Below are 26,250 nucleotides of genomic sequence, written 5' to 3' on the forward strand. Positions count from 1 at the left end.
ACCAGAAGCGTGGGTTCAGCCCTCGCCCTGCAACAACCACCCGCGCATCGCCGCACTCACCTCATCCGGCTTCTCCATCGGTGCCAGGTGCCCGCAGTCGGGCACCACCACCAGCTGCGAATGCGGCACCAGCGCGTGTATCTCTTCGCTCACCGCCAAGGGCGTGATGCGGTCGTTCGCACCACAGACGATCAGCAGCGGATCGCGGTAGCTGGCCAGCACGTCGTGGCCGTCGCTCCGTTCCAGCGCGCTCTGCCGCAGGAACACCTCCGCACCCAACCGCGCGGTCATGTCGCGCACGCGCTGCACCAGCACGTAGTCGTCCAGCCGCGAGGCGTCGATGTAGCTGCGCATCAGCACATCGCCAAAGCCATGGAATTTTCCCGGCAGGCGCACGCTGGCACGCTGGCTGCGACGTTGTTCGGCACGTTCGGGAGAGTCGGCATGGATCGAGGTGTCGATCAGGGCCAGCTGCAGGACGCGCTCCGGCGCGGTGCGCAGGATCTGCTGGGCGACGAAGCCACCCAGTGAGAAACCGGCCAGCGCGAATCGCGCGGGCGCCTGCGCCAGCACGTCCTCGGCCACCGCCTGCAAGGTCTCGCCCCGGGTCTGGTCGCCCACGGTGCAGTCGGCGATATCGGCCAGGTCGGCCAGCTGCGCGCGCCAGAGTTCGGCATCGTTGAGCAGGCCCGGGAGGAGGAGCAGGGGAATACGGTCGGTCATGGCGGTATTGTGGCGCCTTCAAACCCACAAGACGACCAGACACCCATGGCCGATCCCTACAACAGTGGCACTCCCACCACCTCCCCAGCGCGCTTCGATGATTCGATGGTGACCACCGCCTTCGAGCTGCCCGGCTACCGCATCGAGCGCAACCTGGGCGTGGTGCGCGGCATCACCGTGCGCTCGCGCTCGATCGTGGGCAACTTCCTTGGCGGCATCCAGACCATCTTCGGCGGCAACATCACCATCTACACCGAGCTGTGCGAGCAGGCACGCGAGGAAACCTATCGCGACATGGTCAAGCATGCGCGGCAGCTGGGCGCCAACGCGATCATCGGCATGCGCTACGACGCCACCGATGTGATGACCGGGCTGACCGAGGTGCTGTGCTATGGCACGGCGGTGGTGGTCGAGCCGCTGCGTTGAATCCGATGTTCCGCCGGGCATGGCCCGGCGCTACCGACAGGGTGACGGTCACGCCACCGGCGGCACTTCGGGCACTTCCACCTGCTGCACCGGCAACGTCACCATCATCACCGTCGGGTCGTCCGGGTCCAGCCGGGTCTTGAAGCCCAGGCTCTGGCACATCGCCAGCATGGTGCTGTTCTCGCGCAGCACCTGGCCTTCCACCACGTCCAGGCCCAGCCATTTGGCGTACTCGATCATGATCGCCATCAGGCGCCAGCCGATGCCGTGGCCCTTCAGGTCCGAACGGATCAGGATGCCGTACTCGCCGCGGTGGTAGTCCGCATCGGCATGCAGTCGCACCGCACCCAGCATCTCGCCGCTGCGCGGCTCAATAGCCACCAAGGCGATCGAGCGCGCGTAGTCCAGCTGGGTCAGGCGGGCGATGAACTCGTGGCTGAAGTGCTTGACCGACTGGAAGAAGCGCAGGCGCAGATCCTCATCGCTGACGCGCGCGAAGAACGCGCGGAACAACGCGTCATCTTCCGGCCGCACCGGGCGTACGAAGGCGCGACCGCCGTCGGACAGTTCGATGGTGCGTTCCCATTCCTTCGGATACGGGAAGACGGCGAAGCGCGGATGGCCACGGCCCTTGTGCAGGATGCGCGACGGCGCAACCGCCACGCGCGCGTCCAGCGCCAGGATGCCCTTGCTGTCGACCAGCAGCGGGTTGATGTCCAGCGTGCGTACTTCGGGAATATCTGCTGCCAGCTGCGCCAGCTTGACCAGCGCCAGCGCCAGCGCGCGCTCGTCGGCCGCTGGCACATCGCCGTAGGCCTTGAGGATGCGCGAGGCGCGGGTCTGGCCGATCAGCTCGTGGGCCAGGCGCAGGTCCAGCGGGGGCAGCGCCAAGGCCTTGTCATTGATGACTTCCACCGCCGTGCCACCACGACCGACTACGATCACCGGGCCGAACGTGGCATCGTCGGCGATGCCGACGATGAGCTCGCGCGCCTTCGGGCGGACGATGGTCGGCTGCACCAGCAGGCCGTCGATGCGGGCGTCCGGCCGCAGCTGCCGTGCACGGGCAAGGATCGCCTTGGCCGCGCTCTGCACCGCAGGCAGCGTTGCCAGATTGAGGCGCACGCCATCCACTTCGGATTTGTGCGGAATATCGGGCGACAGGATCTTCAGCGCGACGGTCGCACCACGCTCCAGCAGCGGCTGCGCCAGGTCCATCGCCTCGTGCGCATCGCGCGCGTGCATCACCGGCGCAGAGGGGATGCCGTAGGCCTTCAGCAGTTCATGGGTGGCCAGCGGATCCAGCCAGCCTTGACCGTTGGCCAGCGCGGCCTCGACCAGCGCACGTGCACGCACGGTGTCCACGCTGAAGTCCTGCGGCAGGCTGGGTGGCGTTTCCATCAACGCGTTCTGTGCTTCGCGGTAACGCACCAGATGCTGGAAACCGCGTACGGCTTCGGCTTCGGTGGGATAGGTCGGCACGCGTGCCGCATTGAGCGTGGCGGTGGCCTGGTCGTCGTTGCCCAGCCACACCGCGAACACCGGCTTGTCACGATGATGGCGCGGGCGCAGGCCGAGCGTGCGGGTCAGCGCCTGCGCGGCGTCGGCCGAGGAGGTGAACGCCGTGGGCACGTTGACCACCAGCACCGCGTCGTTCTCGTTGTCGGCCAGCAGCGCCTCGATGGCCGTGGCATAGCGATCACCATCGGCATCGACCACGATGTCGACCGGGTTGCTGCGCGACCAGCCCTGCGGCAGTACCGCATCGAGCTTCTGTACGGTGCTGTCGGACAGCTGCGCCAACGTGCCATGCAGGGCGATCAGCTGGTCCACCGCCAGGTGGCCGACACCGCCGCCGTTGCTGAGGATGGCCAGGCGACGCCCGGGGAAGGTACCCAGGCGGCCCAGCGACTCGGCCGCGGTGAACAGTTCGTCCAGCGCGCTCACCCGCAGCAGGCCGGCACGATTGAATGCCGCGCCATAGACATCATCGGCGCGCGCCAGTGCCTGCACATGGGTATCGGCGCTGCCCGGCTGTACCCGCTCGGCGCGGCCGGACTTCACCACCACCACAGGCTTGGCACGCGCAGCGGCACGTGCGGCCGACATGAATTTGCGGGCGTCCTTGATCTGCTCGACGTAGAGCAGGATGGCGCGCGTGCGGTAGTCGGTGGCGAAATAGTCCAGCAGGTCGCCGAAGTCCACGTCCATGGTGTCGCCCAGCGAAACCACGGCGGAGAACCCCACCGAACGTGCCACGCCCCACTCCACCAGGGCGGCGGCGATCGCCGAGGATTCGGAGATCAGCGCGAGATCGCCGGCCTGCGGGAAATGCGCGGCGATGCTGGCATTGAGCCGTGCATGCGGTGCGATCACGCCCAGGCAGTGCGGGCCGAGGATACGCAGGCCATGCGCGCGCGCGGCAGCCTCCACCTGTACCCACGGCGAGCCTGGGCCTTCACCCAGATGCGCGGTGAGGATGATCGCGGCCTGCACGCCACGTTCGGCGGCGGTGCGTACCACCTGCGGCACGATCGCCGCCGGCGCGGTGATCACCACCAGCTCCGGCACCCAGTCCAGGTCCTTCAACCGCTTTACCGTGCGGATGCCGTCGATCTCGGCGTGGCGCGGATTGATCCATGCCACCTTGCCGGGGAAGCCGGTGCCACGCAGGTTGCGCATCACTGCGCGGCCGGCCGAGCGCTCACGCGGGCTGCCGCCGATCACCGCGACCGACTGCGGACGGAACACGGACTGCAGGTGGTAGGTACTCATGTGCCTACGTTACACGGACCGGCGCTGCGGCGGCATGATCGTGCGCAGGAACCTGGCATCGCATCCACGCATGGCGTGCGGCCAGGACCAGTAGATCCACGCCATGCGTGGATGATGCACCCGTTACAGCAGGGTGCCGTGCAGAATCATCGCAGCGATGCTGAAATAGATCACCAGGCCTGTCACATCCACCAGGGTGGCGACGAACGGGGCCGAGGCGCTGGCCGGGTCGAAGCCCAGCCGCTTGAGGATGAAGGGCAGCATCGACCCGGACAGCGAGCCGAAGGTAACGATACCCACCAGCGCAGCGCCGATGGTGATCGCCAGCAGGATCCAGTGCTCGCCGTAGTCATGGAAGCCACCAAGCTGCCAGATCACGATGCGTACGATGGCCAGGCAGCCGAGGATGGCGCCGAGCACCATGCCGGTGGGCACTTCGCGCAGGGCCACCTTCCACCAGTCGCGCAGGCGCAGCTCGCGCAGGGCCAGGCTGCGGATCAGCAGCGAAGTGGCCTGCGAACCGGAGTTGCCACCCGAGCTCATGATCAACGGGATGAACAGGGTCAGCACCACCGCGCGCGCCAGTTCGTCCTCGTAGTGCTGCATCGCGCTGGCGGTCAGCATCTCGCCCACGAACAGCACGCTCAGCCAGCCGGCGCGCTTGCGCAGCATCTCGAAAAAGCCGATCTGCATGTACGGCTTGTCCAGCGCTTCCATGCCGCCGAACTTGTGCGCGTCTTCGGTGGACTCTTCGATCAGTGCATCGAGGATGTCATCGACGGTGACGATGCCGAGCATGTGCTGCTGCGCGTCCACCACCGGGATCGCCAGCAGATCGTGGCGGCGGATCAGCCGTGCCACGTCTTCCTGGTCCATCTGCGCATCCACCATCACCGGCGGGTTGACCTGGGCCACGTCCAGGATCGATTCCTCCGGCAGGCCGGTGATCAGCCGGCGCATGGTCACCACCTGCTGCAGCTGCTGGTTGGCCGGGTCGAGGACGTAGATCGCATACACGGTCTCGCGCGTGCGCTCGACCTGGCGGATGTGCTGCAGGGTCTGGGCCACGGTCCAGGTGGCGGGCACGGCGACGAACTCGGTGGTCATCAGCGCACCGGCGGTGTTCGGCGGGTAGCTCAGCAGCTTCTGGATGGTCTGCCGGGCTTCGTTGCCCAGCAGCGGAATCAGCCGCGCGCGTTCCTCTTCATCCAGCTCGTGGACGATGTCGGTGGCACGGTCGTCGGCCATCAACCCCAGCAGCGCGGCGGCGCGTGCCGGCGGCAGCGCGGCAACCAGTTCGCCACTGCGGTGCAGCTCCGGCGCCTCCAGCATCTTCACTGCACGCGGCAACGACAGCGCGGCCAGCGTCTCGGCGGCGCGCTGCAGTTCGAGCGTGTTGAGGAATTCCACCGCGTCGGCGGTGTTGTAGTTCGCCAGCGGTGCCGACAATGCTGCGGCATCGGCCACCGGACGCAGCAATTGCTTCTGGTTCATTGTGATTCGCCTTCATGGGGTGCGACATCGCGCAACGCCAACGCAGGCAAACCGTCCCGATGTCAGGCGGTGGCCATCGCTGGCGTCGACCGAGGTCGACTTCTACTGTCGCTGGACATGGGTTGGGGACTCCGGAAGGGTGTACTGACGGACATGCCGGCAGCGGCGGGCAGTCTGGACCTGCGGTCGATGCAGGTCAACCCGCCGCCGGTGACCGGGCAAGGGGCCCGCTGCCGTTCTCGTGCGTACACAGCCGCGCGCGCATAATGGCCAGGTGGCATCCGCCGCGCTTCCCCCCCCGCCGAACGGACGCACAGCCGGCCTCCCGATGACCAGGTATTCCCATGCATAGCGGTGGTCTGGAACTGGCATTGGTGCTGCTGCTGGCCGCGGTGATCGCGGTGCCGGTGTTCAAGAAGTTCGGCTTCGGCGCGGTGCTGGGCTACCTGGCGGCCGGCGTGGTGCTGGGGCCGGATGGCCTCGGCTTCGTGCAGGATGCCGACCGCATCCTCGGCGCGGCCGAGATCGGCGTGGTGATGCTGCTGTTCGTGATCGGGCTGGAGCTGTCCCCTGCCCGGCTGAAGGTGATGCGGCGTTCGGTATTCGGTGCCGGTGCGGCGCAGGTGGCGCTGTCCGGGCTGGTGCTGGGCGGCCTGCTGCTGCTCGATCACTTCCAGTGGAAGAGCGCGCTGGTGGTGGGCGTGGCGCTGGCGCTGTCGTCGACCGCGGTCGGCCTGCAGCTGCTGTCCGAGCACAAGGCGATCAACAGCGACCACGGCCGGCTGGGGTTTGCCATCCTGCTGTTCCAGGACCTGATTGCCATTCCGCTGCTGGCCGCGATTCCGCTGCTGGGCGGGGTCAAGAACGAGACGCTGCGCTGGGAAGATGCCGCCGTCGCGCTGGGCGCGCTGGCGGTGGTGATCCTGTGTGGACGGCCGGTGCTGCGCCGCCTGTTCGGCATCATCGCGCGCACCCGCAGCCCGGAAGTGTTCACCGCTACGGCGCTGCTGGTGGTGCTGGGCACCGCCTGGTTCATGCAGGAAGCCGGCCTGAGTCCCAGCCTGGGGGCGTTCCTGGCCGGCGTGCTGCTGTCCGATTCGGAATTCCGGCACGAGCTGGAATCGCAGATCGAGCCGTTCAAGGGTTTGCTGCTGGGCCTGTTCTTCATCGCGGTGGGCATGGGCATCGACCTGGACCGCATCGCCGCCGAGCCGTGGATGATCGCTGCCGGCGTGGCGATCCTGCTGGTGGTGAAGTTCAGCCTGCTGTACGCCATCGGCCGCATCGCCAAGCTCAGTTCGCGGCAGTCGCTGCTGCTGGGCAGCGTGCTGTGGCTGGGCGGCGAATTCGCCTTCGTGGTGTTCAACGAAGCGCAGCGCGCGCACCTGCTGGGCAATGCCAACCATGACCGGCTGGTGGCGATCGTCGGCCTGTCGATGGCGATCACCCCGTTGCTGATGATTGCCCTGATGCGCCTGCTCGGCGAGGAGAAGGCCGCGCCACGCCAAGCGGCGGAGGCCGACAAGGTGGCGCCGGACAATCGCCCGAAGGTGCTGATTGCCGGCATGGGCCGCTTCGGCCAGGTGATCGCGCGCCTGCTGACCGCGCAGAAGGTGCCGTTCGTGGCGCTGGAAGCGAACCCGGACACCGTGGCCGACCTGCGCCGCTTCGGCAACCAGCTGTACTACGGCGACCCGACCCGGCCGGAGATGCTGCGCGCCGCCGGTGGCGAGCACATCGACGTGTTCGTGATCACCGTGGACGACCCGGAGACCAACCTGCGCGCGGTGCGCATGGTGCGCCGCCTGTACCCGGATGCGACGGTGCTGGCACGCGCACGCAACCGCCAGCATGCGTGGCGGTTGATGGACATGTCGGCCGAACCGTTCCGCGAAGTGTTCGGTACCAGCCTGGAAATGAGCGGGCGCGTGCTGACCGCGCTGGGCGTGGCCCCGAACGTGGCCGAGCGTCATGTGCAGCAGTTCCGCGAACACGACGAGAAGCTGCTGCGCGATCAGTACCTGGTCTACGACGACGAGGCGGCGGTGATCCAGACCTCGCGTGATGCGCGCAACGACCTGATGCACCTGTTCGAAGCGGACGCGGAAAGCGACGACAAGTAGATCCACGCCATGCGTGGATGTTGTTGTTTCCGTGCGCGGCGATCATCCACGCATGGCGTGGATCTACTGAAGGCATCCTGCCGACCAACGGTCGGCACCCACCCTATGGAGTGCGACCTTCAGCCGTTGTCGCGCAGGAACCTGGCCATCGACGATACGCCCGGCACGCGCGGCTCGAACTCGGCGGCGACGTCGATGAAGCCGCGCATCACCGCGATCTCGCGCGGGCTGCGGTTCAAGCCATCGCGCGCTTCCGGATCGGCACCGGCGCGCAGCAGGCGCTGCACCAGCAGCGGCAACCCGTGCAGGGCGGCCAGGTGCAACGGGCCGAAGCCGCGCGGATCGCGCACATCCAGGCTGACGTCTTCATCCAGCAGGCGCTCGACAGCGGCCATCACCACCTGCTCGTCGCAGGCGGTGCCCGGTTCGGCGCGCGCACCCATCAGCAGCAGCAGTGGCGTGACCGCACCGGCGGCGGCCTGGTCCGGTTCTGCACCGGCCAGCAGCAGGGTGTCGAGCAGCGCCAGCAGGCGCGAACGGTCGCGCGCACTGAAGCCATACAGGGCGGCGCAGTGCAGCGGTGCCAGCTGCTGGGCATCGCCGGCATGCACGTTGGCACCGGCGGTGAGCAGGCGCGCCACGATGTCCGGCAGGCCCAGCGCCGAGGCCAGCATCAGCACGGTGACGCCGCCTGGCAGGCGGTGTTCGAGCTGCGCACCAGCATCAAGCAGGGCCGAGACGATCTCGACCTGGCGCATGCTGACCGCCGCCGACAACGGCGTCGCACCACTGGCAGCGGCATGCTGCGGATCAGCACCGCGCGCCAGCAGCAGGTCGACCACGGCCAGATGGCCACCGCCGGCAGCACGCAGCAGCGCGGTGCAGCCCTGCGCATCGACGGCGTCGACGGCAAAGCCCAGATCATTCAAACGACGCACGGCATCGACATCACCGGCCATCGCGGCGGCCGGCAGATCGCCTTCGCGCAGGGTCCTGCGCGGCAGCGGCCAGACCCGCCAGTCCAGCCAGTCGGCCAGATCGCGACGACCGATCGACAGCGCCACGCCCAGCGGCGTCTGCCCATCGGCAGCACGCGCTTCGGGCGAGGCGCCGTGCTGCACCAGCAGCTTCAGGGCACTTTCGCGCGCCAGTGCGGTGGCCAGATGCAGCGCGGTCATGCCATGGCTGTCGCGTGCTTCGCGGTCCACGCCAGTGGTGAGCAGGGCCTGCTGCAGGCGCAGCCAGCCCAGGCGCACGGCCAGTGACAACGGCGGATCACCGGCCGGCGAGGCAGCAAACGGATCGGCGCCGCGTTCCAGCAGCTCCAGCGCCAGCTGTTCCAGGCCACGCGCCGCCTGGTCGTGCTGCGCACAGGCGGCCAGGAAACGTGCCAGGCCACCACGGCCGGCCGGCGACAGGCCATGCTGCAGCATCACCTGCAGGGCCGGCACGGCATCGATGCCACGCGACAGCAGCGCGAACATCGGTGTATCGGCACAGGCGTCACGCACGTACGGATCGGCACCGTGGGCGAGCAGCCAGTCGACCGCGCGCGGCTCCAGTGCCAGCTCCGGATCGAGCAGCAGACCACCCAGTTCTTCCGGCTGGCACAGCCTGGCCAGTGCGGCCATGCCATCGGTATTGCCGAACCCCAGCGCCTCGCGCAGCAGGGTCAGCGGCGGGCGATCGGGCAGCAGGCCGCTGGCACTGGCCGTCTCACCGCGCTCGGCCAGGCCATCGCTGACGGCGGCGGGCAACGGGTAAGACGGATCCAGCAGGGCGACGATCGCCCAGCGACCGGCTTCGGCGGCGTAGTCCACCGCGCGTCGACCTGCCGGATCGCTGCCATCGGCGGCGATGCCCAGTTCCAGCAGGCGCTTGATCAACAGCGGCGAAACGTCCTCGGCCATCGTTGCCAGCAGCACCGCGTTGCGGCCATCGTTGTCGACTGCAACCAGATCGGGCTTGTGCGGCAGCAGGTGCTCGACCACGGCGGCGCGGCCGGCACGTGCAGCTTCCAGCCACGGGGTACGGCCGAGCGCATCGCGCGCTTCCAGGTTGGCACCGGCGGCAAGCAGCACGCCGATGATGTCCACGTGGCCGGCCAGTGCCGCTTCGTGCAGCGCGCTGCGGCGCTGGCGGTCACGCGCGTCGGCACGTGCCTTGTGCTTGAGCAGCAGCTGCACGCCGGCTGGATCATCGTCTTCGGTAGCGGCCGCGGCCAGCAGCACCGGGGTGCCGTCAGCCGGTTCGCTGCGGGCGCCGCGCTCCAGCAGGAAGCGCGCGAGGCGCCAGTTGCCGACCTGGCAGGCCACCGCCAACGGCGACCAGCCATCACGGTTCAGTGCGTCGACTTCAGCCGCTGCATCGCGCAGCAGCGCGGCCACGCCCGGGTCGGAACTGCGCGCGGCGTGATGCAGGGGCGTGTTGCCCTCGCTGTCGGTGGCGCGCGAATCGGCACCGTTGGCCAGCAGGGTCATCACCGCTTCCGGACGCCCATGCCAGCTGTCGCGGGTGGCGGCCAGCAGCGGGGTCATGCCGCGATGCGGCGCGTTCACATCGACGCCGCGGCCGATCAGTTCACGCAGCAGGCGCAGGTCCGGCAGGACGGCGGCGAGCACCGCCAGGCTGCGCTGGTCGCGCCAGTTCGGGTCAGGCAGGGAATACGGATCGGCGCCGGCCTGCAGCAGTTGCAGCGCACGATCGATGCGGCCGTGGCGCGCGGCTTCGTACAGGGCCGGGGTCAGCTCCTGCGGCGCCAGAGCTTCCAGCGGCGTGGTGTCCACGACCGCGCTGAACAGCGTTTCGCGATCGACTGGCAGTTCCGCGCCAAGCGGGCTGCGCAACGAGACCAGCGGCGCCGGTGCAATGCGCTGCAGCAGCAGGTGCAGCAGCGGCGACAGCAGCAGCACCGCCAGTGCCGACGGCCAACGTGCGCTTTCCGGCAGCAGGTCCGGCCAGGTCGGCAGTACCACCAGTGCCGCCAGGGCCATCACCAGTGCTGCCGCGCCAAGGCCACGCCAGGCGCTGAGGTCACGACCGGCCAACGCCTGCCAATGCTGGGCCAGGCCACCATCGAGACGCTCGACATCGTTCCACAGCGGCCAGGTGCGCCAGGCCGCCAGCAGGCCGGCGCTGACCAGCACGCTCAGGCCCAGCACCGCGGCAAGACTGCCGCTGTCGCGCAGCGCGGCCAGCGGCCAGGCCAGCAGCAGGGCCAGCAGCAACGGCGCGGCGGTCCACAGCGCCAGCAGTGCCGGCAGGTCCTGGCGGGCGATCACCTTCGGCGGCAGCAGCGCGCGGCTGCGCCGCCACCACGAGATTCCCAGTGCGAACGCCGGTTGCGCCAGGGCCGCCAGTACCGCACCGGGCAGGCCACCCAGCGCCGATCCCAGCGCCAGCAAGGCACCGAGGGTGAAGGCCAGCGGCAGAGCGCGGGAGCGGGAAAGCTCAGTCATAGTGGCGCAGCATCATGCTGCTCACCGACGGCGGCACCTGCAGGTAGAACCCGCGCTCGGTCAGTTCGCTGCGCACCTTGGCCGGATCGGCCTGGGCCAGCCGGCGCTGCGCGTCCAGGGTCACTTCCAGCACGAAGACGAGCGCACCCAACGACGCCGACAGCGGCGCAGGCAAAGCGCTGAAGTCATCGCGTCGGGCGAGATAGACGTAGGTGTCCGGCTTGAGTTGGCTTTTATAGACGTAGGCGTGCATGTCCACGGGACGATAACCCGGGAAGAGCCGTGATTGTGTCGGAAAGCCGACACCGGGGAAAGCCGTCACGCGACGATGGCGGCGTGATCGACGGCGTTTCCCCGGTGAGGTTCAGCAATGTGGCGGCGCCGTTCAGCCAGCGCCACCGGTCCGCCGCGCTTACTTGACCTTGGCGTAGGTGCCCTTCAAGGCCACGCCGGCGACGAAGGTGCCGGCCCAGCACTCGTAGTTGGTCGCGCTCTTGAACTCGTTCTTCTTGTAGTAGCTGACGATGTCGACCACGGCGTTGGCGCCGCGCGACTTGGCACCGTCCTGCAGCGCCAGCAGCGCCGACAGGGCCACCCAGTTGCAGGCCTCGACGTCGCTCTTGTTGGCGGCGTTGGTCTTCTTGTTGGTCACGTCTTCGCCCAGGCGCTGCTGCACGCTGACCGGCTGGCCGGCCAGGTAGAAGCGCACGCTGCCGTCGATGCCGGCATCTTTGGCGGCCTGCGAACTGATCAACTCGCGCAGGGACTGCTCGACGCGGGTATCGCGCGCCGAAGCGGTGGAAGTCAGGGCCAGCAGCGCGGTGGCAGTGGCGATCAGCAGGGTGCGGCGCATCGGAACGTCTCCTTGTTGAGGTGCGGGTACGGCGGGATCACGCGCTCCAGCGGCGGAACACCAGCGAGGTGTTGATGCCGCCGAAGGCGAAGTTGTTGCTCATCACGTACTCGGCCTGCAGCTCGCGGCCCTGCCCGGTGATGAAGTCGAGCTGGCCGCAGCGCGGGTCCACCTCGACCAGGTTCAGGGTCGGCGCGAACCAGCCGGCGCGCATCATCTCGATGCTCATCCAGGCTTCGAACGCACCGCAACCGCCCAGCATGTGGCCGACGTAGCTCTTCAGCGAGCTGATCGGCACGCGGCTGCCGAACACCTGGGCGGTGGCCTGGGTCTCGGCGATGTCACCGTGGTCGGTGGCCGTGCCGTGGGCGTTCACGTAGTCGATCTGCGCCGGCTGCAGGCCGGCGTCTTCCAATGCCAGGCGCATGGCCTGGGCCATGGTGTCGGCGCTGGGCTGGGTGACGTGCTGGCCGTCGCTGTTGGTGCCGTAGCCCACGATCTCGGCAAGGATGGTCGCGCCGCGTGCCTGTGCGTGCTCCAGATCCTCCAGGATCAGCGTGCAGGCGCCCTCGCCCAGCACCAGGCCATCGCGGCCGGCATCGAACGGACGTGGGGTGGTGTGCGGCGCGTCGTTGCGCGTGCTGGTGGCGAACAGGGTGTCGAACACTGCCGCAGCGGTGGCGTCGAGCTGTTCGGCGCCACCGGCCACCATCACCGTCTGCTTGCCGCTGCGGATCGCTTCGTAGCCGGCGCCCACGCCCTGGCTGCCCGACGTACAGGCACTGGAGGTGGTGTAGACACGCCCGGACAAGCCGAAGAACACACCGATATTGACCGGCGCGGTGTGGCTCATCATCTTCAGGTAGGTAGTGGCGCTGATGCCGTCGGTGGTGAACTCATGCAGCATGCGACCGAATTCGCCGGTGGCCTCGTGGCTGCCCGACGACGAGCCGTAGGCCACGCCGGTACGGCCGCTGCGCAGCACCGGGTGCTCGAGCAAGCCTGCCTCACGCAGGGCGACCTCGGTGGCGCGCACCGACATGATCGCCACCTTGCCCATCGAGCGGGTGGTCTTGCGGTTGTAGTTCGGCGGCAGCTCATAGTCCTGCGCCGGCGCGGCCAGCTTGGTGTTCAGGCCCGCATACACATCCCATTCCGGCATCGAACGCACCGCGTTGCGGCAGCTGCGCAGATGGGCCTGGATGGTCGGCCAGTCATGGCCGAGCGGACTGATGGCGGCGGCACCGGTGACCACCACGCGACGATCGGCGGCCATCAGATCATCCCCCCGTTGACCGAGATCACCTGGCGGGTGATGTACCCGGCCGGCTCGGACAGCAGGAACGCGACCGTCGCCGCCACTTCCTCGGGACGGCCGACGCGGCCGGCCGGAATCAGCTTCAATGCGTGTTCGACCACTTCTTCGTTGAGCATGTCGGTCTCGATCAGGCCAGGGGCCACGCAGTTGACGGTGATCTGGCGGCTGGCCAGCTCCAGCGCCAATGCCTTGCTGGCGCCGATGATGCCGGCCTTGGCAGCACTGTAATTGACCTGGCCACGGTTGCCGGCCACGCCGGACACCGAGGACAGAGTGACGATGCGGCCGGGCTTGCGCCGCCGCACCATCGGCATGATCAGCGGATGCAGCACGTTGTAGAAGCCGTCCAGATTGGTATGGATCACCTGGTCCCAGTCATCCTCGGACAGCGCCGGGAAGGCGCCGTCACGGGCGATGCCGGCATTGCACACCACGCCGTAGTAGGCGCCATGTGCTTCCACATCCGCTTCCAGCGCGGCACGTGCGGCGGCACGGTCGGCCACGTCGAACGCCAGCACGCGGGCCTGCTGGCCCAGTGCCTGGATCTCGTCGGCCACCGCCTGTGCTTCCTCCACACGGCTGCGGCAATGCACCACCACGTCGAAGCCATCGCGCGCGATACGCAGCGCAATGGCCCGGCCGATTCCCCGGCTCGCGCCGGTCACCAGCACGCATCGATTTCCTGTCATGCCTGTCCACTCTCCAGATAGGCCATCGAGTCGGCCGGTTCGAACACCGACACGTTGGCAACCGCCCATTCTTCTTCGCCTGCCAGGATGCGGCAGGCAAACATCCCCAATCCATTGTCGCCCAACAGCTCGCAACGCGCCTGTACCTGCAGGCGGGTGCCGCTGGGGAAGCTGCTGCGCGTGCTGGCATAGCGCCGGCTGCCGAGCAGGAAGCCCAGCTGCGGCGGGTTGCCGGCCGTACGCGCACGGCAGCCGGCCCAGGCGGCGATGGCCTGGGCCATGTATTCGATGCCGACCCAGGCCGGGACCGCGCCGTCTTCGATGAACAGGCCGGCCTCGGGCACCACCAGTTCCGCCTCGATGCTGTCCTGGTCCCAGCGCAGGATGCGGTCCAGCAGGCACATGTCCTGGCGGTGCGGCACCACTTCTTCGATGGCATACAGCGGCAGGCTCATCGGCGCTCCAGTGCCAGCACGGCATTGCTGCCGCCGAAGGCGAACGAATTGCTCAGCACCCGCCGCGGCAGCTGCGGCAGGAAGGTCGCCGGGGCGACCAGCGGCAACGCCGGCAGCGCCGGATCGGCCACGCCGTCCCACCAGTGCGGCGGCAGCTGCTGCTGCGGATTCTCGGCCAGCAGGATCCAGCACAGCGCCGCTTCGATCGCACCGGACGCACCCAGCGTGTGGCCGGTCAGTGGCTTGGTCGAGCTGGCCGGCACATCGGTGCCCAGCACCTGCGCCACCGCCAGGCTTTCCATCGCGTCGTTGTGGCCGGTCGCAGTGCCATGCAGATTCACGTAATCCACTTCCGAAGGCGCCCAGCCGGCACGCTGCAACGCCTGCTGCAGGGCATCGATGGCGCCCAGGCCCTGCGGGTCCGGTGCGGACATATGGTGCGCGTCGGCTGACTCACCCCAACCGGCCAGGCTGACCGGACCGGGTTCGCGGGTCAGCAGGAACAGCGCGGCGCCCTCGCCGATGTTGATCCCGCAGCGATGCTGCGAGAACGGATTGCAGCGCACGGCGGAGACCGATTCGAGCGCGCTGAATCCGGCGACGGTGAACCGGCACAGGGAATCGGCACCACCGGCGATGACCGCATCGACGATGCCCGAACGCAGCATGCGCGCAGCCGACATCAACGCCTTGGCGCTGGACGAACAGGCCGTGGACAGCGTCCAGGCTGGGCCCAGCGCGCCACTGCGCTCCCGCACGAACTGCGCGGCGGTACCCATTTCCTGCTGCGCGTAGTCGAAGCCTTCGGGCCAATGGCCGTGCTCGGCGCGGGTACGCAGTGCCTGTTCGGATTCACCGATGCCCGAGGTACTGGTGCCCAGCACCACGGCCACGCGCTCGGCACCGTAACGGCTGATGACATCGGCAACGGCCGGCGCGATCTGCGCCAGGGCCACGTCCAGCAGCGCGTTGTTGCGGCCACGCAGGGACACCGGCAGTGCTTCCAGCGTCGGCAACGGGCTGTGCACTTCGCCCAGCGCCAGGGTGCGTCCTGGCAGCAGGGTGGCGTTGTCGCTCAGCCCGCCGGGCACGTCGGCAAACAGCGCAGCCGCCACCGCAGCGCGGCCGTCACCCAACGCGCAGACCACGCCGAGGTCGTTGAGGAAAATGGGCGCGCTCTTCATTGCTGGCCGGCCATGTCGATCGATTCGATGCGCAGGGTGTAGCCCTCGGCGCGGTTGTCCAGTTGCACGCTGCCATCGGCCAGGCGCTGCAGTTGCAGCCACACGGTGCCGTCGCGCGACAGGCTGCGCTGGCGGCCGTCATCGCTCACCTGCCAGCCGGCCGGCAGCGCGGCGGCAATGGCGTCGGTTGGCCACAGCGCGAACTGCAGGTCGTCCAGCACGCGTTCGGCGCGCACCTGCGGCGGCAGCCACGGTGCACGCTGCTGGGTCAGCTGCTGGCCATCCCACTGCAGGCGCACGCCGGTCTGGCCCATCGCCTGCACGGCCAGCCGCACCTGCTGCGCGTCGGCCTCCAGCAGCGCATCCAGATCACGCTCGTGGCTGCCGAAGCGGAAGTGCAGCTGCTGCTGCAGAGCCAACGGCGCCGGCAGGCTGGACGGTGCCAGCCGCAACGGCGGCAGCTCGACCAGCGGCCGCGGCATGCGGCTGGCACAGGCGGCCAGCAGCAGGCACAGCAGGACCGCAGAGAGGCGGGCAATCAGGCGCTGCACAGTTCCTCCAGCACACGCATGCGGCGGCCGCTGTCGTCGGCCACATACGGATTGTTGGTGTCCCAGGCGTAGCCGGCCAGGATGGAGCTGATCATGTCGCGCACCTGCGGCTGCTGGTCGGGGTGGTAGATGATCTTCTGGAAGCCGCCCTGGTACCAGCTTTCGACGAAGCGGCGGAAGGTTTTCACACCGGCACGCAGCGGAATCGAGAAGTCGCTTTCCCAGTCAACGGTCTCGCCCGCGTAGCGGCGCTTCAGGCATTCGCTGGCCAGCTGCGCGGATTTGAACGCGATGGTGACGCCGGAGGAGAACACCGGATCCAGGAATTCGCCGGCGTTGCCCAGCAGCGCATAGCCCGGGCCCCACAGCGAGCTGACGTTGGCCGAGTAGCCGGTGATGCGGCGCACCGGCAGCACGGCCCATTCGGCGTTGGCCAGCAGCGAGGTCAGGTTCGGGTCCTCGCCGACGATGGCCTGCAGCTTCTGCAGGTCGTCGCCTTCGTAGCGCTCGAAGAATGACGGCTCGGCCACCACGCCCAGCGAGCAGCAGCCGTTGGAGAACGGGATCGTCCAGTACCAGACGTCGATGTGCTCGGGATGGGTGGTGATCAGGATCTTGTTGCGGTCGAAATCCGCTTCGGCCGGGATGTTGTCACGCACGTGGCAGAAGATCGCGCCACGCACCGGGAAATTGGACGGCGATTCCAGGTCGAGCAGGCGCGGCAGCAGCCGCGCGAAGCCGGAAGCGTCGAGGATGAAATCGGCTTCGATGCGGTACTCGCTGCCATCCGGACGGCGCACGTTCACCACCGGCTGTTCGCCAGGCTCGACCGCCAGCACTTCGTCGCCGAAACGCAGGGTCGCGCCCATGCGCTCGGCGCCGCGCGCCAGCACGTTGTCGAAGTCGGCGCGCTGCACCTGGTAGGTGGTGCCCCAGCCCGGCGAGAACTTCTTCCTGAAGTCGAACGCGGTGCGCGCTTCCCCGTGCACGAAGGCCGCGCCGTTCTTGTACTGGAAGCCCGCCTCGACCACGTCCTGCAGCAGGCCCGCCGCCTCGATGTATTCCATGCTCTGCGGCAGCAGGCTCTCGCCGATGGAAAAGCGCGGGAACTGCTGGCGCTCCAGCATCAGCACCTTGCGGCCCTGCTGGCGCAGCATCGCCGCGGCCACCGAACCGGCCGGGCCGGCACCGATGATCAGGATTTCGGTACGTTCCACGTCTTCGTGGCCGGAAGAATCAGCGGCATCCACAGCAGTAGTCATCGGTGCGTCCTTGTTGCTCGATCAGGTGGAAAAGCGGAGGAATCGGAATGAAGCGTGTCCGTTCAGGCCGGCGGCACGTCATGCGGTGGCGGCCGGAACAGCGGCGAGATCAGCCAGACCAGGCCGATGCCGAACAGCAGGGTGAGCCCGAACGCGCGCAGCGCCGGTGTCTGCGAAAGACCCAGCAGGCCGAACGACAGCCACGTGCTGGCGGCACCCACGCACACCGCCAGCCAGGCACTGGCGTCGCCGCGGTGCTCGATCAGGAAGATGCCGTAGTCGATGCCCATGCCCAGCAGCAACATCAGTGCCAGCACGTTGAACAGCTGTAGCGGCTGGCCGAACAGGCCGAGCAGGCCCAGGGTGAGCGCACCGGCCACCAGTGTGGGTGCGAATACGCGCCAGGCCTGGCGCCGATAGCGCAGCCACAGGGCGCCGAACACCAGCACGATGCCAACCAGCAGCAGGCCGCCCATCAGCTTGCGGTAATGGCCCAGCAGCTGCGAGAAATCAGCGGTGCGGTCGACCCAGCGCACGCCGTCCAGGCCTTCGGCAGCGCCACGCAGGGTGGCCAGCGCATCGGCACGCGACAGGTCATCAACCATCACCACGCTGATCATCTGCCCGCCTACGTTGCCGACCCACAGGTGGCGGAACGGCTGCGACGCCGGCGAAGCGAGGAAGGCCTCTGCGCTCAGCGGCGCCGCCGCGAATGCAGGGCGCTGCAAGGGCTCACCCACCGCTTCGCCCACCGCGGCCAGCACACCCGGTTCCACCCGGGCGGTCAGCGCCGCATCGGCCTGCTGCCGCGCAGGCGACGGCAGCCAGTCGCTGATCGCGCGGTAACCGCCGATGCGCTTGTCGCTGGTCAGTTCACGCAGGCGCGTGGTCAGCGCTTCTTCGCGCTGCAGCAGTTGTGCGGCATCGCGGCCCTGCACCAGGTAGAACTGCGCCGGGCTGGGCATGCCCAGAAGCTGGCTGAGGCGGATCTGCTGGGCCATCAGCGCCGGCGGCGACGACTGCAGGCTGCGCAGGTCGTCATTGCTCTGCAGGCGGGCGATGCCGATGGCCGACACCAACGCGGCCATGCCGAGGAAGATCGCCACCGGGCGACGCCCATGCAGGCGCGGGAAGCGCTCGAGCGTATTGCCCAGCCACTGCGCGAAGCGGGTGCTACGGATCTCGCCACCGTCCAGCCACGGGAACCAGAAGATCACCGTGAGGAAGGCCGCAGCCAGACCGACCACCGAGAACAACGCCATCTGCCGCAGCCCGGGGAACGGCGCCAGGCCCAGTGCCAGGTAGGCCAGCGCACTGGTCAGCAGGGCAAGCCACAGGCCCGGCAGCAGATGCCGCAGCAGCTTCCAGCGGCGGTCGGCCGGCTCGGCCTGGCGCGAAGCAAACCAGTGGATGCCGTAGTCCTCGGCCACGCCGACCAGCGAGGCACCAAACACCAGGGTAAGCACATGCACCTTGTCGAACACCAGCACGGTGACCGCCAGCGCCACGCCACAACCGATCAGCAGCGAGGCGGCGACCAGCAGGATCGGCCGCAGCGAGCGGAACGCCAGCCACACCAGCAGCAGCACCGCCGCCAGCGAACCCCAGCCGATGGTGTTGATCTCCTGGTTGGCCTGCACGGCGGCCGCTTCGGCATGCAACGGCACGCCGGCATGCAGGATCTCCAGATCCGGCGCAGCGGCCTTGGCCGCCTCTCCGGCGCGCTCGAGCAGACCGTCGAGATGGCGCTCGCCATCAAGCCTGAAGGCCGAGCCCGGCGTATCGAACTGCAATGCCGCCCAATGCTTGCCCTCGGCCTCAAGCAGACCGTCATCGCCCAGGCGCAGCCCGGAGCCCTGGGCCTGCTGCTGCCACCACTGCGGCCACAGCGACAGCGGATCCTGCCGCCACTCGGTCAGGCGCGGCGCGCCCATCGGTCCGTACAGCGCGCCCAGCGCCTGTTCGGCCAGCGCAGCGGTTTCGGCCTGTTGCAGCTGCTCGCGCTGGGCCGGGGTCAGCAGGCGGTCGCGGTACGGTGCGTAGAACGCTCGCGCGTCATCGAACCAGCCTTCGATCGAACCACTCGGCACCAGCAGCGCGCTGTCGGCATCGCTGGCCATCGCCGCAGCGAACGCCGCCTGCGCGCGCTTGGCAGCGGCTCCGTCGGTGCTGCCGAGCAGCACCACCACCTGCCGCGAGCTGCCATCGGCGATGCGCCGGGTAACGTCGCTGAGCAGGCGGTCGTGCGCGTCCTGCGGCAACAGGGCGAGGATGTCGGTGTCGATCCGCGACTCCTGGCTCCACAGGCGCCACTGCTGCGCGCCCAGCACCAGCAACAGCAGCAGCCAGGCGATGCCCAGCCAGTGCCACCAGCGGCGCAGGCGATCCGGTGCGGCGCTGTCACTCAAAGCGGCGCGCCTCGTCGGCGTTCAGCGTGGCCGGCGCTTCGCTCAGCGCGGTGAACTGGATGCGGGTGCGATCCTGGTTGGCTTCGATGATCTCGACCTGACGCACGTAACGATCGCCCTGCAGTGTCAGCGACTGGAAGGCCTTGGCCAGCATCGCCGACTTCGGCGTCAGTTTCAGGCGCCAGCCCTGCCCTTCACGCGTGGCCAGGACGTTGAACTGGCTGGACAGTGCCTGCACGTCACCGCTCATCAACGCGAACATGATCGCGTTGACCGAGCGCATCGCCGGCTGCTGACGCGCGTCCAGTTCGACGCGGTTGCTGCCATCGCGCTGGCGGCTGAGGATGCGGTCGGCGGTGACCACCACCTCGGACGGGAACGGCTTGAGCGTGGACCAGATCACCCCATGCTTGCGCGCGACCACGAACTGGCCCTGCGATCGCAGCGGGTTCTTGAAGCCGCTGACCTGCTTTTCCTGGGTGAACTGCCCGCGCAGCACGTCCGGCCGGGCGACGGCCTGGGTGATGGCATCGACGGCGGGATCTGCCGCCTGCACCAACGGCGCGGCAACCAGCAGCAGCGCGCACAGCAGCACGCGCGGGAGACGAAGGGATCGGATCACGGGGCAGGCACTCCAAGACGCTGCCACAGCACCGGCGGGCACTGGTACAGCATTTCCTTGCTGGCCGCGTCGACCGCGACCTGGATGGTCATTGCGCGGGTCAGCACCTGGCCGCTTTCCGCATCGAGGATCTCGTATTCGATCTTCAGCCGGTTCTCCCACTCGACGATGCGCGAGCGCACGCGCAGCGCCTGCCCGAACAGCAAAGGCCGCACGTACTTCACCCGCGCATCGACCACCGGCCACAGGTAGCCCGATTCGAGCATCTGCGGATAGTCGTAGTCGTAACGCTTCAGCAACGCGCAGCGCGCGATCTCGAAGTACTTGAAGTAATTGCCATGCCAGACCACGTTCATCGGATCGCAGTCATGGAATGCGGGGGCCAACTCGATTTCGCCGACCAGTTCGTTGCCTTCATTCACCGACATACAGCTCCCAGCGTTGCGCGCGGATCTCCACCAGCAGTTCCCGCAGTTCGCGATCCAGCGCGCGGTCTTCTTCGACCAGGGCGATGCGCTGCCCCAGGTCGGCGTACATGTCGGCCAGACTGCCATGCAGCTGCGCGTTCATGCCAACCCGTTCGCGCAACGCCAGCCCCTGGCGAGCGGCGATCAGCATGGCCGCCACCACCTGTTCAGTCAGCTCGATCACGCGCAGGCAGTCGCGCGCGGCGATGGTGCCCATGCTGACCTTGTCCTGGTTGTGGCATTCGGTGGAACGCGAGAACACCGAGGCCGGCATGGTCTGCTTCAGAGCTTCGGCCGTCCATGCCGAAACGCTGATCTGCAGCGCCTTCAGGCCATGGTTGATCGCCGCGCGCGGGCCGGTGGCCGCCGACAGGTTGGCCGGCAGGCCGTGGTTGTAGCGGGCATCGACCACCAGCGCCAGCTGCCGGTCGAGCAGGTCGGCGATGTTGGCCACGGTGTTCTTCAGCGTATCCATCGCCAGCGCGATGTGGCCGCCGTAGAAGTGGCCGCCGTGCAGGATGCGCTCGCCGTCGGCATCGATCAGCGGGTTGTCGTTGGCGCTGTTCAGCTCGGTTTCGATCAGCTGGCGCAGGAACGGCAGCGTGTCTTCCAGCACGCCGATCACGTGCGGCGCGCAGCGCAGCGAGTAGCGGTCCTGCAGGCGCTGCTCGTTGCGCGGCGGGCGCTCGCTGTGCAGGTCGCTGCGCAGGCGCGCGGCAATGCGCGACTGCCCCGGGTGCGGCTTGGCGGCGAACAGGGTTTCATCGAAGTGGTGTGCGTTGCCGTCGCTGGACAGCACGTTGAACGCGGTCAGGCGCGTGGCCATGCGTGCCAGGTAGTCGGCGCGCTGCCAGGCCAGGCAGGCCAGGCCGGTCATCACCGCCGTGCCGTTCATGATCGCCAGGCCTTCCTTCGGCCGCAGCTTCAGCGGGGTCATGCCGACCTTCGCCAGCACCTCGGCCGCCGGCTGCACGCGGCCGTCGTGCAGTACCTCGCGCTCACCGCACAGCACCGCCGCCACGTACGACAGCGGGGTCAGGTCGCCACTGGCGCCCACCGAACCTTCGGCGGGAATCAACGGCAGCACATCGTGCTGCAGCAGCGTGGCCAGGCCTTCCAGCAACGGCACGCTGACGCCGGACATGCCACGCACCAGCGAGGCCAGGCGCGCGGCGAGCACGGCGCGGGTCTCGGCCGGGTCCAGGTAACGGCCCAGGCCGCAGCCATGGTAGGTGTACAGGTGGTGCGGCAGCTCAGCGACCAGTGCCGGTGGAATGTTCACCGTGCACGAATCGCCGTAGCCGGTGGTCACGCCATAGATCACGCCATCCTCGCGCAGCAGGCGGTCGAGGAAGTCGGCACCACGCTGGATATGGGCGCGGAATGCCGGCACATCGCTCAGCGCGGCCTCGCACCTGCGCTGGGCCAGGGCGACCACGTCTTCGATGGTCAGCGGTGCATCGCCGAAACGGCACACGGGTACGGCGTCAATCGTCATGAGGAGCCTGATCCCAGAAGGGGAAGAAATTGAACCAGTCCAGCGGGGACTGGATGACCTGGAGTTCCAGCCAGTGCGCGAAGCGCTGCGCCTGTTCGGCCAGTGCGGCATCGCGCGAACCGCGCGGCAGCACCACGCGCTCGGCGAACTGTTCGAAGGCCACCCGATAGCCGTCGCCCTGGTGCAGGCACGACATCGTGTAGACCGGGCAGCCCAGCGCGGCCGCCAGCACGTAAGCGCCGATCGGGAACGGCGCACGGTGGCCGAGGAAATCGGCGGTGACACTGCGGCCGCCCTGTACTGGCGTGCGGTCGCCAACGATGGCAACGAAGCCACCGGCGGCGACCTTTTCGGCGAGCATCACAGCCGTGGCCGGGCCCATTTCGGTGACCTGCACCAGCTCCACCGCCGCCAGCGGATCCAGCCGCTGCAGCAGGCGGTTGAAGCGCTGCGCATGCGCGGTATGCACCAGCACGGTAATGCGGAACCCCGGCACCTGCTCGGCCAGCACCTGGCACAGTTCCAGGCAGCCGATGTGCGCGGTGAGGATCAGGCCGCCTTCGCGGCGCGCGATCTTGCCCAGCACCAGGTCGCGCTGCAGGCGGATGCGCTCGGGCGGATAGCGGCCGCCAAGGCCCAGAATCTTGTCCAGCATCGTGTCGGCGAAGCTGAAGAAATGGCGCAGGCTGTCGCGCCGGGTCGGCGCATGGCCAATCGCCCCGGTATGCGCCTGCAAGCGCTGCAGATACTGCATCGAGGCCTGGCGGCCGACGCGGTTGGCCAGCCAATGGCAGGCGACCACCGGCCACACGCACAGGCGGAACGGCCAGCGCCCGAACCAGCGGTGCACCCAGCACAGGAACAGTACGCCGGCCACCGAGGTGGACTCGCCGATATCGGCCCAGTGCGGGGCGTTCTGCGCGCGGCGCATCTCAGCCCTGCCCCTGCAGCCGGCGCCACAGCAGGCGCGGCGCACGCCAGAGCATGCCGAAGAACAGCCGGGTATGCATGCGGCTGATGCGCACGTTGTCGCGCCACACATCGAAATGCGAAACCCCGTCGGCCGGATAGGTCACGCGCGTGGCCAGGTGCTCGACCGGTACCTGCCGCCAGTACAGGCGCACCATCACTTCGGTGTCGAAATCCATGCGCCGGCCGATGGTTTCCTCACCAATCAGGCGCAGCACTGGCGGCAGCGGATACACGCGGAATCCGCACATGGTGTCGCGCAGGTGCAGCGACAGCGTGTTGATCCACACCCAGATGTGGGTGGCGTAGCGACCGTACAGGCGGGCCTTCGGCACGCTGGCATCGTAGGCGGGAATGCCGCAGATCACCGCGTCCGGGCGGGTACGTGCGGCATCGATGAAACGCGACAGGTCGCCGGTATCGTGCTGGCCGTCGGCATCGATCTGCAGCACGTGGGTGTAGCCACGACGCTGCGCTTCGGCGAAACCGGCCAGCATCGCACCGCCCTTGCCCTGGTTCACGTTCAGCCGCAGCAGGTCGACGCCCGATCGCTGTGCCAGTTCCCGCAGCACCCGCGTGCAGGAGGACTGCGAGCCATCGTCGACCAGCAGGCAGGGCAGGCCCGCGGCCTGCACGCCGTCGACCACCGCGCCGATGGCGTGTTCGTGGTCGTACACGGGAATGACCACCAGCGGCGCGAACGCGCCGCCAGCGGTGGCTGGCTCAATGCGCATCGGCGAAGACCACCCTGCCGCTGGCGTGCACGCCATGCACGGAGGTGTAGCGGAAGGTCAGCACGCCGCGTTCGGCGTCCCACTGCAGTTGCAGGGTCAGCTCGTCGCCGGGGCGGGCCACGCGCTGGAACTTCACTGCATCCATGCGCTGGAAACCGGTCGGCAGCACGAAGGCCTGCCGACCGAAGCGCACCGCCCAGTCCAGCTGGGCCACGCCGGGCAGGATCGCCGCCTGCGGGAAATGGCCCTGGAACGCGCGCAGCGCAGGGTCCAGCATCATCCGCAGGGTGGCCGCGGCCTCTTCGCGACAGTCCCAGACCGGCACCGGCAGCAGCGGCTGGAACAGCGCGACCAGCGCCGCTTGGGTGACCTTGCCCTGGGCATTGATCGGCAGCGATTCGACCAGGCGCCAGCGGCGCGGCCGGGTGACCGCGTCATGGCCCTGCGCCAGCCGCGTGCCCAATCGCTGCCCCAGCGCGCGCCGTGCGCTGTCGCCGGCACGTGCCAGCGCCGGATCGGCCGGCACCACTACGGCCGCCAGCTGCTCGCGCTGGCCCTGAAGCACAAGTACGCGCGCGTCCTCGACCTCGGGATCTTCGCGCAGGGCGCGCTCCAGTGCGTCCAGCGAAACGCGCCGTTCTTCGATCTTGACGATGCGGTCGGCGCGGCCCAGCAGGCGGAAGCGGCCCTCGGCCAGTGCTTGCACGCGATCCTGGGTGCGCCACCAGTCCGACGTCTCCAGGTGCGGTGAAGCGACTGCGAGGCAGTCCTCCTCGATCCGCCACTGCACGCCCGGCAGCGGCTGCCACGGCGGCGCATCGGTGTCCCAGCGCCGCCAGGCGATACCGCCGGTTTCACTGCTGCCATAAACCTCGGTAGGCGCCACGCCCAACCACTGGCGGACCTGGCGCGCTGCGTCCTCCGGCAGCGGGCCGCCGGAAGAGAACACCGCGCGCAGGCGACCGTGCAGGCTGGCCCAGTCGAGCTGCTCGGGCAGGCGCTTGAGATGGGCCGGGGTGGCGACCAGCACCGTATCGGTTCCGGCAAGCGCGCCCACCAGGTCTTCGTGGAAGAAGCGCCGGGGCTGGATCGCACGACCGGCCGCCAGCGGCCACAGCACGCGGAACAGCAGGCCATAGATGTGCTGGTGGGAGACGGTGCCATGCACCTGGGCGCCATCGAGCTGAGCGCCGAACGCGGCCTGCAGGGCATCGACCTCGCGCGCCAGCTGGTCCAGCCGCTTGCTGATCGCGCTGGGCTGGCCGGTGCTGCCGGAGGTGAACACGCACAGTTCGCAGGCGCGCTCGTCCAACGGCTCCAGCGGCGCATCGTCGGCGACGGCGGTCGCCTGCAACGGCTGGTAATCGGCCGACAGGTCACCTGCAAAACCACTCACCTGCGGCTGCAGCGCCTGCAATGTCGCGGGCAGGTTGTCGGCGGCCAGGAACACCCGCTTGCCGGCATGCCAGGCACCGAACAACGCTGCAGCGAAGGCCACGGTGTCATCGAAGTAGAGCGCCCAGTCACGGCCTTCGGCAGTGCTGAAAGCGTCACGCCAGGCCAGTACGCGCAGGCGGAAGCCAGCGTGGTCGACGGCAACGCCATCACAGACACCAATGTCGCGACCGGGCTGCGCCGTAGTCAGCAGCCGATCCAGGGCGATCCAGTCAGCCATGCGCGTGCGCTGCCTTGACCCGACGCCGTACCAGCCATTCGCCCCCGAACAACAATCCCATCATCACGTACGCCAACAATCCGTTGTAGAGCATCCAGACCCGGTCCGACGCATACAGCGCGGTGAGCAGGGCGAGACCACCATTGAGAACGAAAAAGCCACACCACACCTGGGTGACGCGACGGGTATAGGTCACCGCGAACGGTGGCAGGTCCGGCTCCTGCAGGCGCGCCAGGCGTTCCACCAGCGGCGGACCGAAGCGCAGGCTGGTGGCGAACACCGTCAACATCACCACGTTCACCAGCGCCGGGTACAGCTTCAGCGGCAGCGCCTGGTTGAGCACGGTGGCCAGCCCGGCCAGCAGGCCTGCGCCGGCGGCGGCGGCCCACCACAAGGGCTGGCGGGTGCTCAGCGCGCGCAGCAGCGCCAGCGCGAACAGCAGCAGCGCCAGCCAGCGCGGCTCGAAGCGGCCCATCGCCACGTAGACCAGCACCGGATAGGCAAGCGAAATCGCTGCCACCACGACCATGCGTGCCCGTGCCATGGTCGCGGCGTCCGTGCTGCTG

Annotated in this window: 22 protein-coding genes; 2 read left to right on the top strand and 20 right to left on the bottom strand. The window is 68.6% G+C overall.

Going from position 1 to position 26,250, the window contains the following annotated elements:
* Positions 1-15: 15 nt before the first annotated feature.
* Entirely contained in the window at positions 16-723 is a 708-nt protein-coding gene (locus QP457_RS20750) for an alpha/beta hydrolase (protein ID WP_180165000.1), read from the bottom strand.
* 45 nt (positions 724-768) lie between these two features.
* Here QP457_RS20750 and QP457_RS20755 point away from each other — a divergent pair, with 45 nt between their 5' ends.
* A complete protein-coding gene (locus tag QP457_RS20755; protein WP_205404521.1) occupies positions 769-1,149 on the top strand; it encodes a YbjQ family protein in 381 nt (126 codons plus the stop codon).
* 48 nt (positions 1,150-1,197) lie between these two features.
* Here QP457_RS20755 and QP457_RS20760 read toward each other — a convergent pair whose 3' ends face one another.
* The gene (locus tag QP457_RS20760; RefSeq protein ID WP_205404522.1) at positions 1,198-3,924 is read right to left on the bottom strand and encodes a bifunctional acetate--CoA ligase family protein/GNAT family N-acetyltransferase; all 2,727 of its coding nucleotides are present in this window, start codon (positions 3,922-3,924) and stop codon (positions 1,198-1,200) included.
* A 123-nt stretch (positions 3,925-4,047) separates the two neighbouring features.
* Positions 4,048-5,418, bottom strand: a complete 1,371-nt coding sequence (gene mgtE, locus QP457_RS20765) for a magnesium transporter (RefSeq protein ID WP_025877611.1) — start codon at positions 5,416-5,418, stop codon at positions 4,048-4,050.
* Positions 5,419-5,762: 344 nt separating this feature from the next.
* Here mgtE and QP457_RS20770 point away from each other — a divergent pair, with 344 nt between their 5' ends.
* The gene (locus QP457_RS20770) at positions 5,763-7,541 is read left to right on the top strand and encodes a monovalent cation:proton antiporter-2 (CPA2) family protein (RefSeq protein ID WP_180164995.1); all 1,779 of its coding nucleotides are present in this window, start codon (positions 5,763-5,765) and stop codon (positions 7,539-7,541) included.
* 119 nt (positions 7,542-7,660) lie between these two features.
* On the opposite strand, the gene QP457_RS20775 is transcribed toward QP457_RS20770, so the two are convergent.
* The 17 genes from QP457_RS20775 to QP457_RS20855 all read right to left on the bottom strand — a co-directional run bounded on the left by QP457_RS20775 (position 7,661) and on the right by QP457_RS20855 (position 26,228).
* A complete protein-coding gene (locus tag QP457_RS20775; RefSeq protein WP_205404523.1) occupies positions 7,661-10,999 on the bottom strand; it encodes an ankyrin repeat domain-containing protein in 3,339 nt (1,112 codons plus the stop codon).
* Positions 10,992-11,252, bottom strand: a complete 261-nt coding sequence (locus tag QP457_RS20780; RefSeq protein ID WP_165378427.1) for a YcgL domain-containing protein — start codon at positions 11,250-11,252, stop codon at positions 10,992-10,994. The genes QP457_RS20775 and QP457_RS20780 overlap by 8 nt, the downstream gene beginning before the upstream one ends.
* A 159-nt stretch (positions 11,253-11,411) precedes the next feature.
* On the bottom strand, positions 11,412-11,852 hold the full coding sequence (locus QP457_RS20785; RefSeq protein ID WP_025877987.1) for a hypothetical protein: 441 nt from the start codon (positions 11,850-11,852) through the stop codon (positions 11,412-11,414).
* A gap of 37 nt (positions 11,853-11,889) precedes the next feature.
* Positions 11,890-13,128: a beta-ketoacyl-ACP synthase gene (locus tag QP457_RS20790; protein WP_205404524.1), complete on the bottom strand. Its 1,239-nt coding sequence runs from the start codon at positions 13,126-13,128 to the stop codon at positions 11,890-11,892.
* Positions 13,128-13,859: a 3-ketoacyl-ACP reductase FabG2 gene (locus QP457_RS20795; RefSeq protein WP_205404525.1), complete on the bottom strand. Its 732-nt coding sequence runs from the start codon at positions 13,857-13,859 to the stop codon at positions 13,128-13,130. The genes QP457_RS20790 and QP457_RS20795 overlap by 1 nt, the downstream gene beginning before the upstream one ends.
* Positions 13,856-14,314, bottom strand: coding sequence for a hotdog family protein (locus QP457_RS20800; RefSeq protein ID WP_205404526.1), 459 nt, complete (start codon positions 14,312-14,314; stop codon positions 13,856-13,858). Before QP457_RS20800 ends, QP457_RS20795 begins: the two co-directional genes overlap by 4 nt.
* Positions 14,311-15,498, bottom strand: a complete 1,188-nt coding sequence (locus QP457_RS20805; RefSeq protein ID WP_205404527.1) for a beta-ketoacyl-[acyl-carrier-protein] synthase family protein — start codon at positions 15,496-15,498, stop codon at positions 14,311-14,313. The genes QP457_RS20800 and QP457_RS20805 overlap by 4 nt, the downstream gene beginning before the upstream one ends.
* Entirely contained in the window at positions 15,495-16,049 is a 555-nt protein-coding gene (locus tag QP457_RS20810; protein WP_180164983.1) for a DUF3261 domain-containing protein, read from the bottom strand. The genes QP457_RS20805 and QP457_RS20810 overlap by 4 nt, the downstream gene beginning before the upstream one ends.
* Positions 16,037-17,311 carry an NAD(P)/FAD-dependent oxidoreductase gene (locus QP457_RS20815; protein ID WP_180164981.1) on the bottom strand — a complete coding sequence of 425 codons (1,275 nt, stop codon included), beginning with the start codon at positions 17,309-17,311 and terminating at the stop codon, positions 16,037-16,039. Before QP457_RS20815 ends, QP457_RS20810 begins: the two co-directional genes overlap by 13 nt.
* 62 nt (positions 17,312-17,373) lie before the next feature.
* Positions 17,374-19,719, bottom strand: coding sequence for a hypothetical protein (locus QP457_RS20820; protein ID WP_205404528.1), 2,346 nt, complete (start codon positions 19,717-19,719; stop codon positions 17,374-17,376).
* Positions 19,712-20,341: an outer membrane lipoprotein carrier protein LolA gene (locus tag QP457_RS20825; RefSeq protein WP_205404529.1), complete on the bottom strand. Its 630-nt coding sequence runs from the start codon at positions 20,339-20,341 to the stop codon at positions 19,712-19,714. The genes QP457_RS20820 and QP457_RS20825 overlap by 8 nt, the downstream gene beginning before the upstream one ends.
* The gene (locus tag QP457_RS20830; RefSeq protein ID WP_033832524.1) at positions 20,338-20,769 is read right to left on the bottom strand and encodes an acyl-CoA thioesterase; all 432 of its coding nucleotides are present in this window, start codon (positions 20,767-20,769) and stop codon (positions 20,338-20,340) included. Before QP457_RS20830 ends, QP457_RS20825 begins: the two co-directional genes overlap by 4 nt.
* Positions 20,756-22,306 carry an aromatic amino acid ammonia-lyase gene (locus QP457_RS20835; protein WP_180164976.1) on the bottom strand — a complete coding sequence of 517 codons (1,551 nt, stop codon included), beginning with the start codon at positions 22,304-22,306 and terminating at the stop codon, positions 20,756-20,758. Before QP457_RS20835 ends, QP457_RS20830 begins: the two co-directional genes overlap by 14 nt.
* A complete protein-coding gene (locus QP457_RS20840) occupies positions 22,296-23,237 on the bottom strand; it encodes an acyltransferase (protein WP_205404530.1) in 942 nt (313 codons plus the stop codon). The genes QP457_RS20835 and QP457_RS20840 overlap by 11 nt, the downstream gene beginning before the upstream one ends.
* A gap of 1 nt (position 23,238) precedes the next feature.
* Positions 23,239-24,009: a glycosyltransferase family 2 protein gene (locus QP457_RS20845; RefSeq protein ID WP_205404531.1), complete on the bottom strand. Its 771-nt coding sequence runs from the start codon at positions 24,007-24,009 to the stop codon at positions 23,239-23,241.
* Positions 23,999-25,684 (bottom strand): AMP-binding protein, encoded by a 1,686-nt coding sequence (locus QP457_RS20850; protein ID WP_205404532.1) that lies wholly within the window; start codon positions 25,682-25,684, stop codon positions 23,999-24,001. Before QP457_RS20850 ends, QP457_RS20845 begins: the two co-directional genes overlap by 11 nt.
* Entirely contained in the window at positions 25,677-26,228 is a 552-nt protein-coding gene (locus QP457_RS20855; RefSeq protein WP_099819884.1) for a hypothetical protein, read from the bottom strand. The genes QP457_RS20850 and QP457_RS20855 overlap by 8 nt, the downstream gene beginning before the upstream one ends.
* Positions 26,229-26,250 lie beyond the last annotated feature (22 nt).

It is taken from the genome of Stenotrophomonas sp. As-7 (genome assembly GCF_030291015.1).
GTDB lineage: Bacteria > Pseudomonadota > Gammaproteobacteria > Xanthomonadales > Xanthomonadaceae > Stenotrophomonas > Stenotrophomonas lactitubi.

Coding starts and splice junctions, on each gene's coding strand:
- QP457_RS20830 (WP_033832524.1), bottom strand. CDS start 20,769: ATGTCGGTGAATGAAGGCAACGAACTGGTCGGCGAAATCGAGTTGGCC.
- QP457_RS20800 (WP_205404526.1), bottom strand. CDS start 14,314: ATGAGCCTGCCGCTGTATGCCATCGAAGAAGTGGTGCCGCACCGCCAG.
- QP457_RS20755 (WP_205404521.1), top strand. CDS start 769: ATGGCCGATCCCTACAACAGTGGCACTCCCACCACCTCCCCAGCGCGC.
- QP457_RS20840 (WP_205404530.1), bottom strand. CDS start 23,237: ATGCGCCGCGCGCAGAACGCCCCGCACTGGGCCGATATCGGCGAGTCC.
- QP457_RS20770 (WP_180164995.1), top strand. CDS start 5,763: ATGCATAGCGGTGGTCTGGAACTGGCATTGGTGCTGCTGCTGGCCGCG.
- QP457_RS20805 (WP_205404527.1), bottom strand. CDS start 15,498: ATGAAGAGCGCGCCCATTTTCCTCAACGACCTCGGCGTGGTCTGCGCG.
- QP457_RS20780 (WP_165378427.1), bottom strand. CDS start 11,252: ATGCACGCCTACGTCTATAAAAGCCAACTCAAGCCGGACACCTACGTC.
- QP457_RS20775 (WP_205404523.1), bottom strand. CDS start 10,999: ATGACTGAGCTTTCCCGCTCCCGCGCTCTGCCGCTGGCCTTCACCCTC.
- QP457_RS20815 (WP_180164981.1), bottom strand. CDS start 17,311: ATGACTACTGCTGTGGATGCCGCTGATTCTTCCGGCCACGAAGACGTG.
- QP457_RS20760 (WP_205404522.1), bottom strand. CDS start 3,924: ATGAGTACCTACCACCTGCAGTCCGTGTTCCGTCCGCAGTCGGTCGCG.
- QP457_RS20855 (WP_099819884.1), bottom strand. CDS start 26,228: ATGGCACGGGCACGCATGGTCGTGGTGGCAGCGATTTCGCTTGCCTAT.
- QP457_RS20785 (WP_025877987.1), bottom strand. CDS start 11,852: ATGCGCCGCACCCTGCTGATCGCCACTGCCACCGCGCTGCTGGCCCTG.
- QP457_RS20795 (WP_205404525.1), bottom strand. CDS start 13,859: ATGACAGGAAATCGATGCGTGCTGGTGACCGGCGCGAGCCGGGGAATC.
- QP457_RS20850 (WP_205404532.1), bottom strand. CDS start 25,684: ATGGCTGACTGGATCGCCCTGGATCGGCTGCTGACTACGGCGCAGCCC.
- QP457_RS20845 (WP_205404531.1), bottom strand. CDS start 24,009: ATGCGCATTGAGCCAGCCACCGCTGGCGGCGCGTTCGCGCCGCTGGTG.
- mgtE (WP_025877611.1), bottom strand. CDS start 5,418: ATGAACCAGAAGCAATTGCTGCGTCCGGTGGCCGATGCCGCAGCATTG.
- QP457_RS20790 (WP_205404524.1), bottom strand. CDS start 13,128: ATGGCCGCCGATCGTCGCGTGGTGGTCACCGGTGCCGCCGCCATCAGT.
- QP457_RS20835 (WP_180164976.1), bottom strand. CDS start 22,306: ATGACGATTGACGCCGTACCCGTGTGCCGTTTCGGCGATGCACCGCTG.
- QP457_RS20750 (WP_180165000.1), bottom strand. CDS start 723: ATGACCGACCGTATTCCCCTGCTCCTCCTCCCGGGCCTGCTCAACGAT.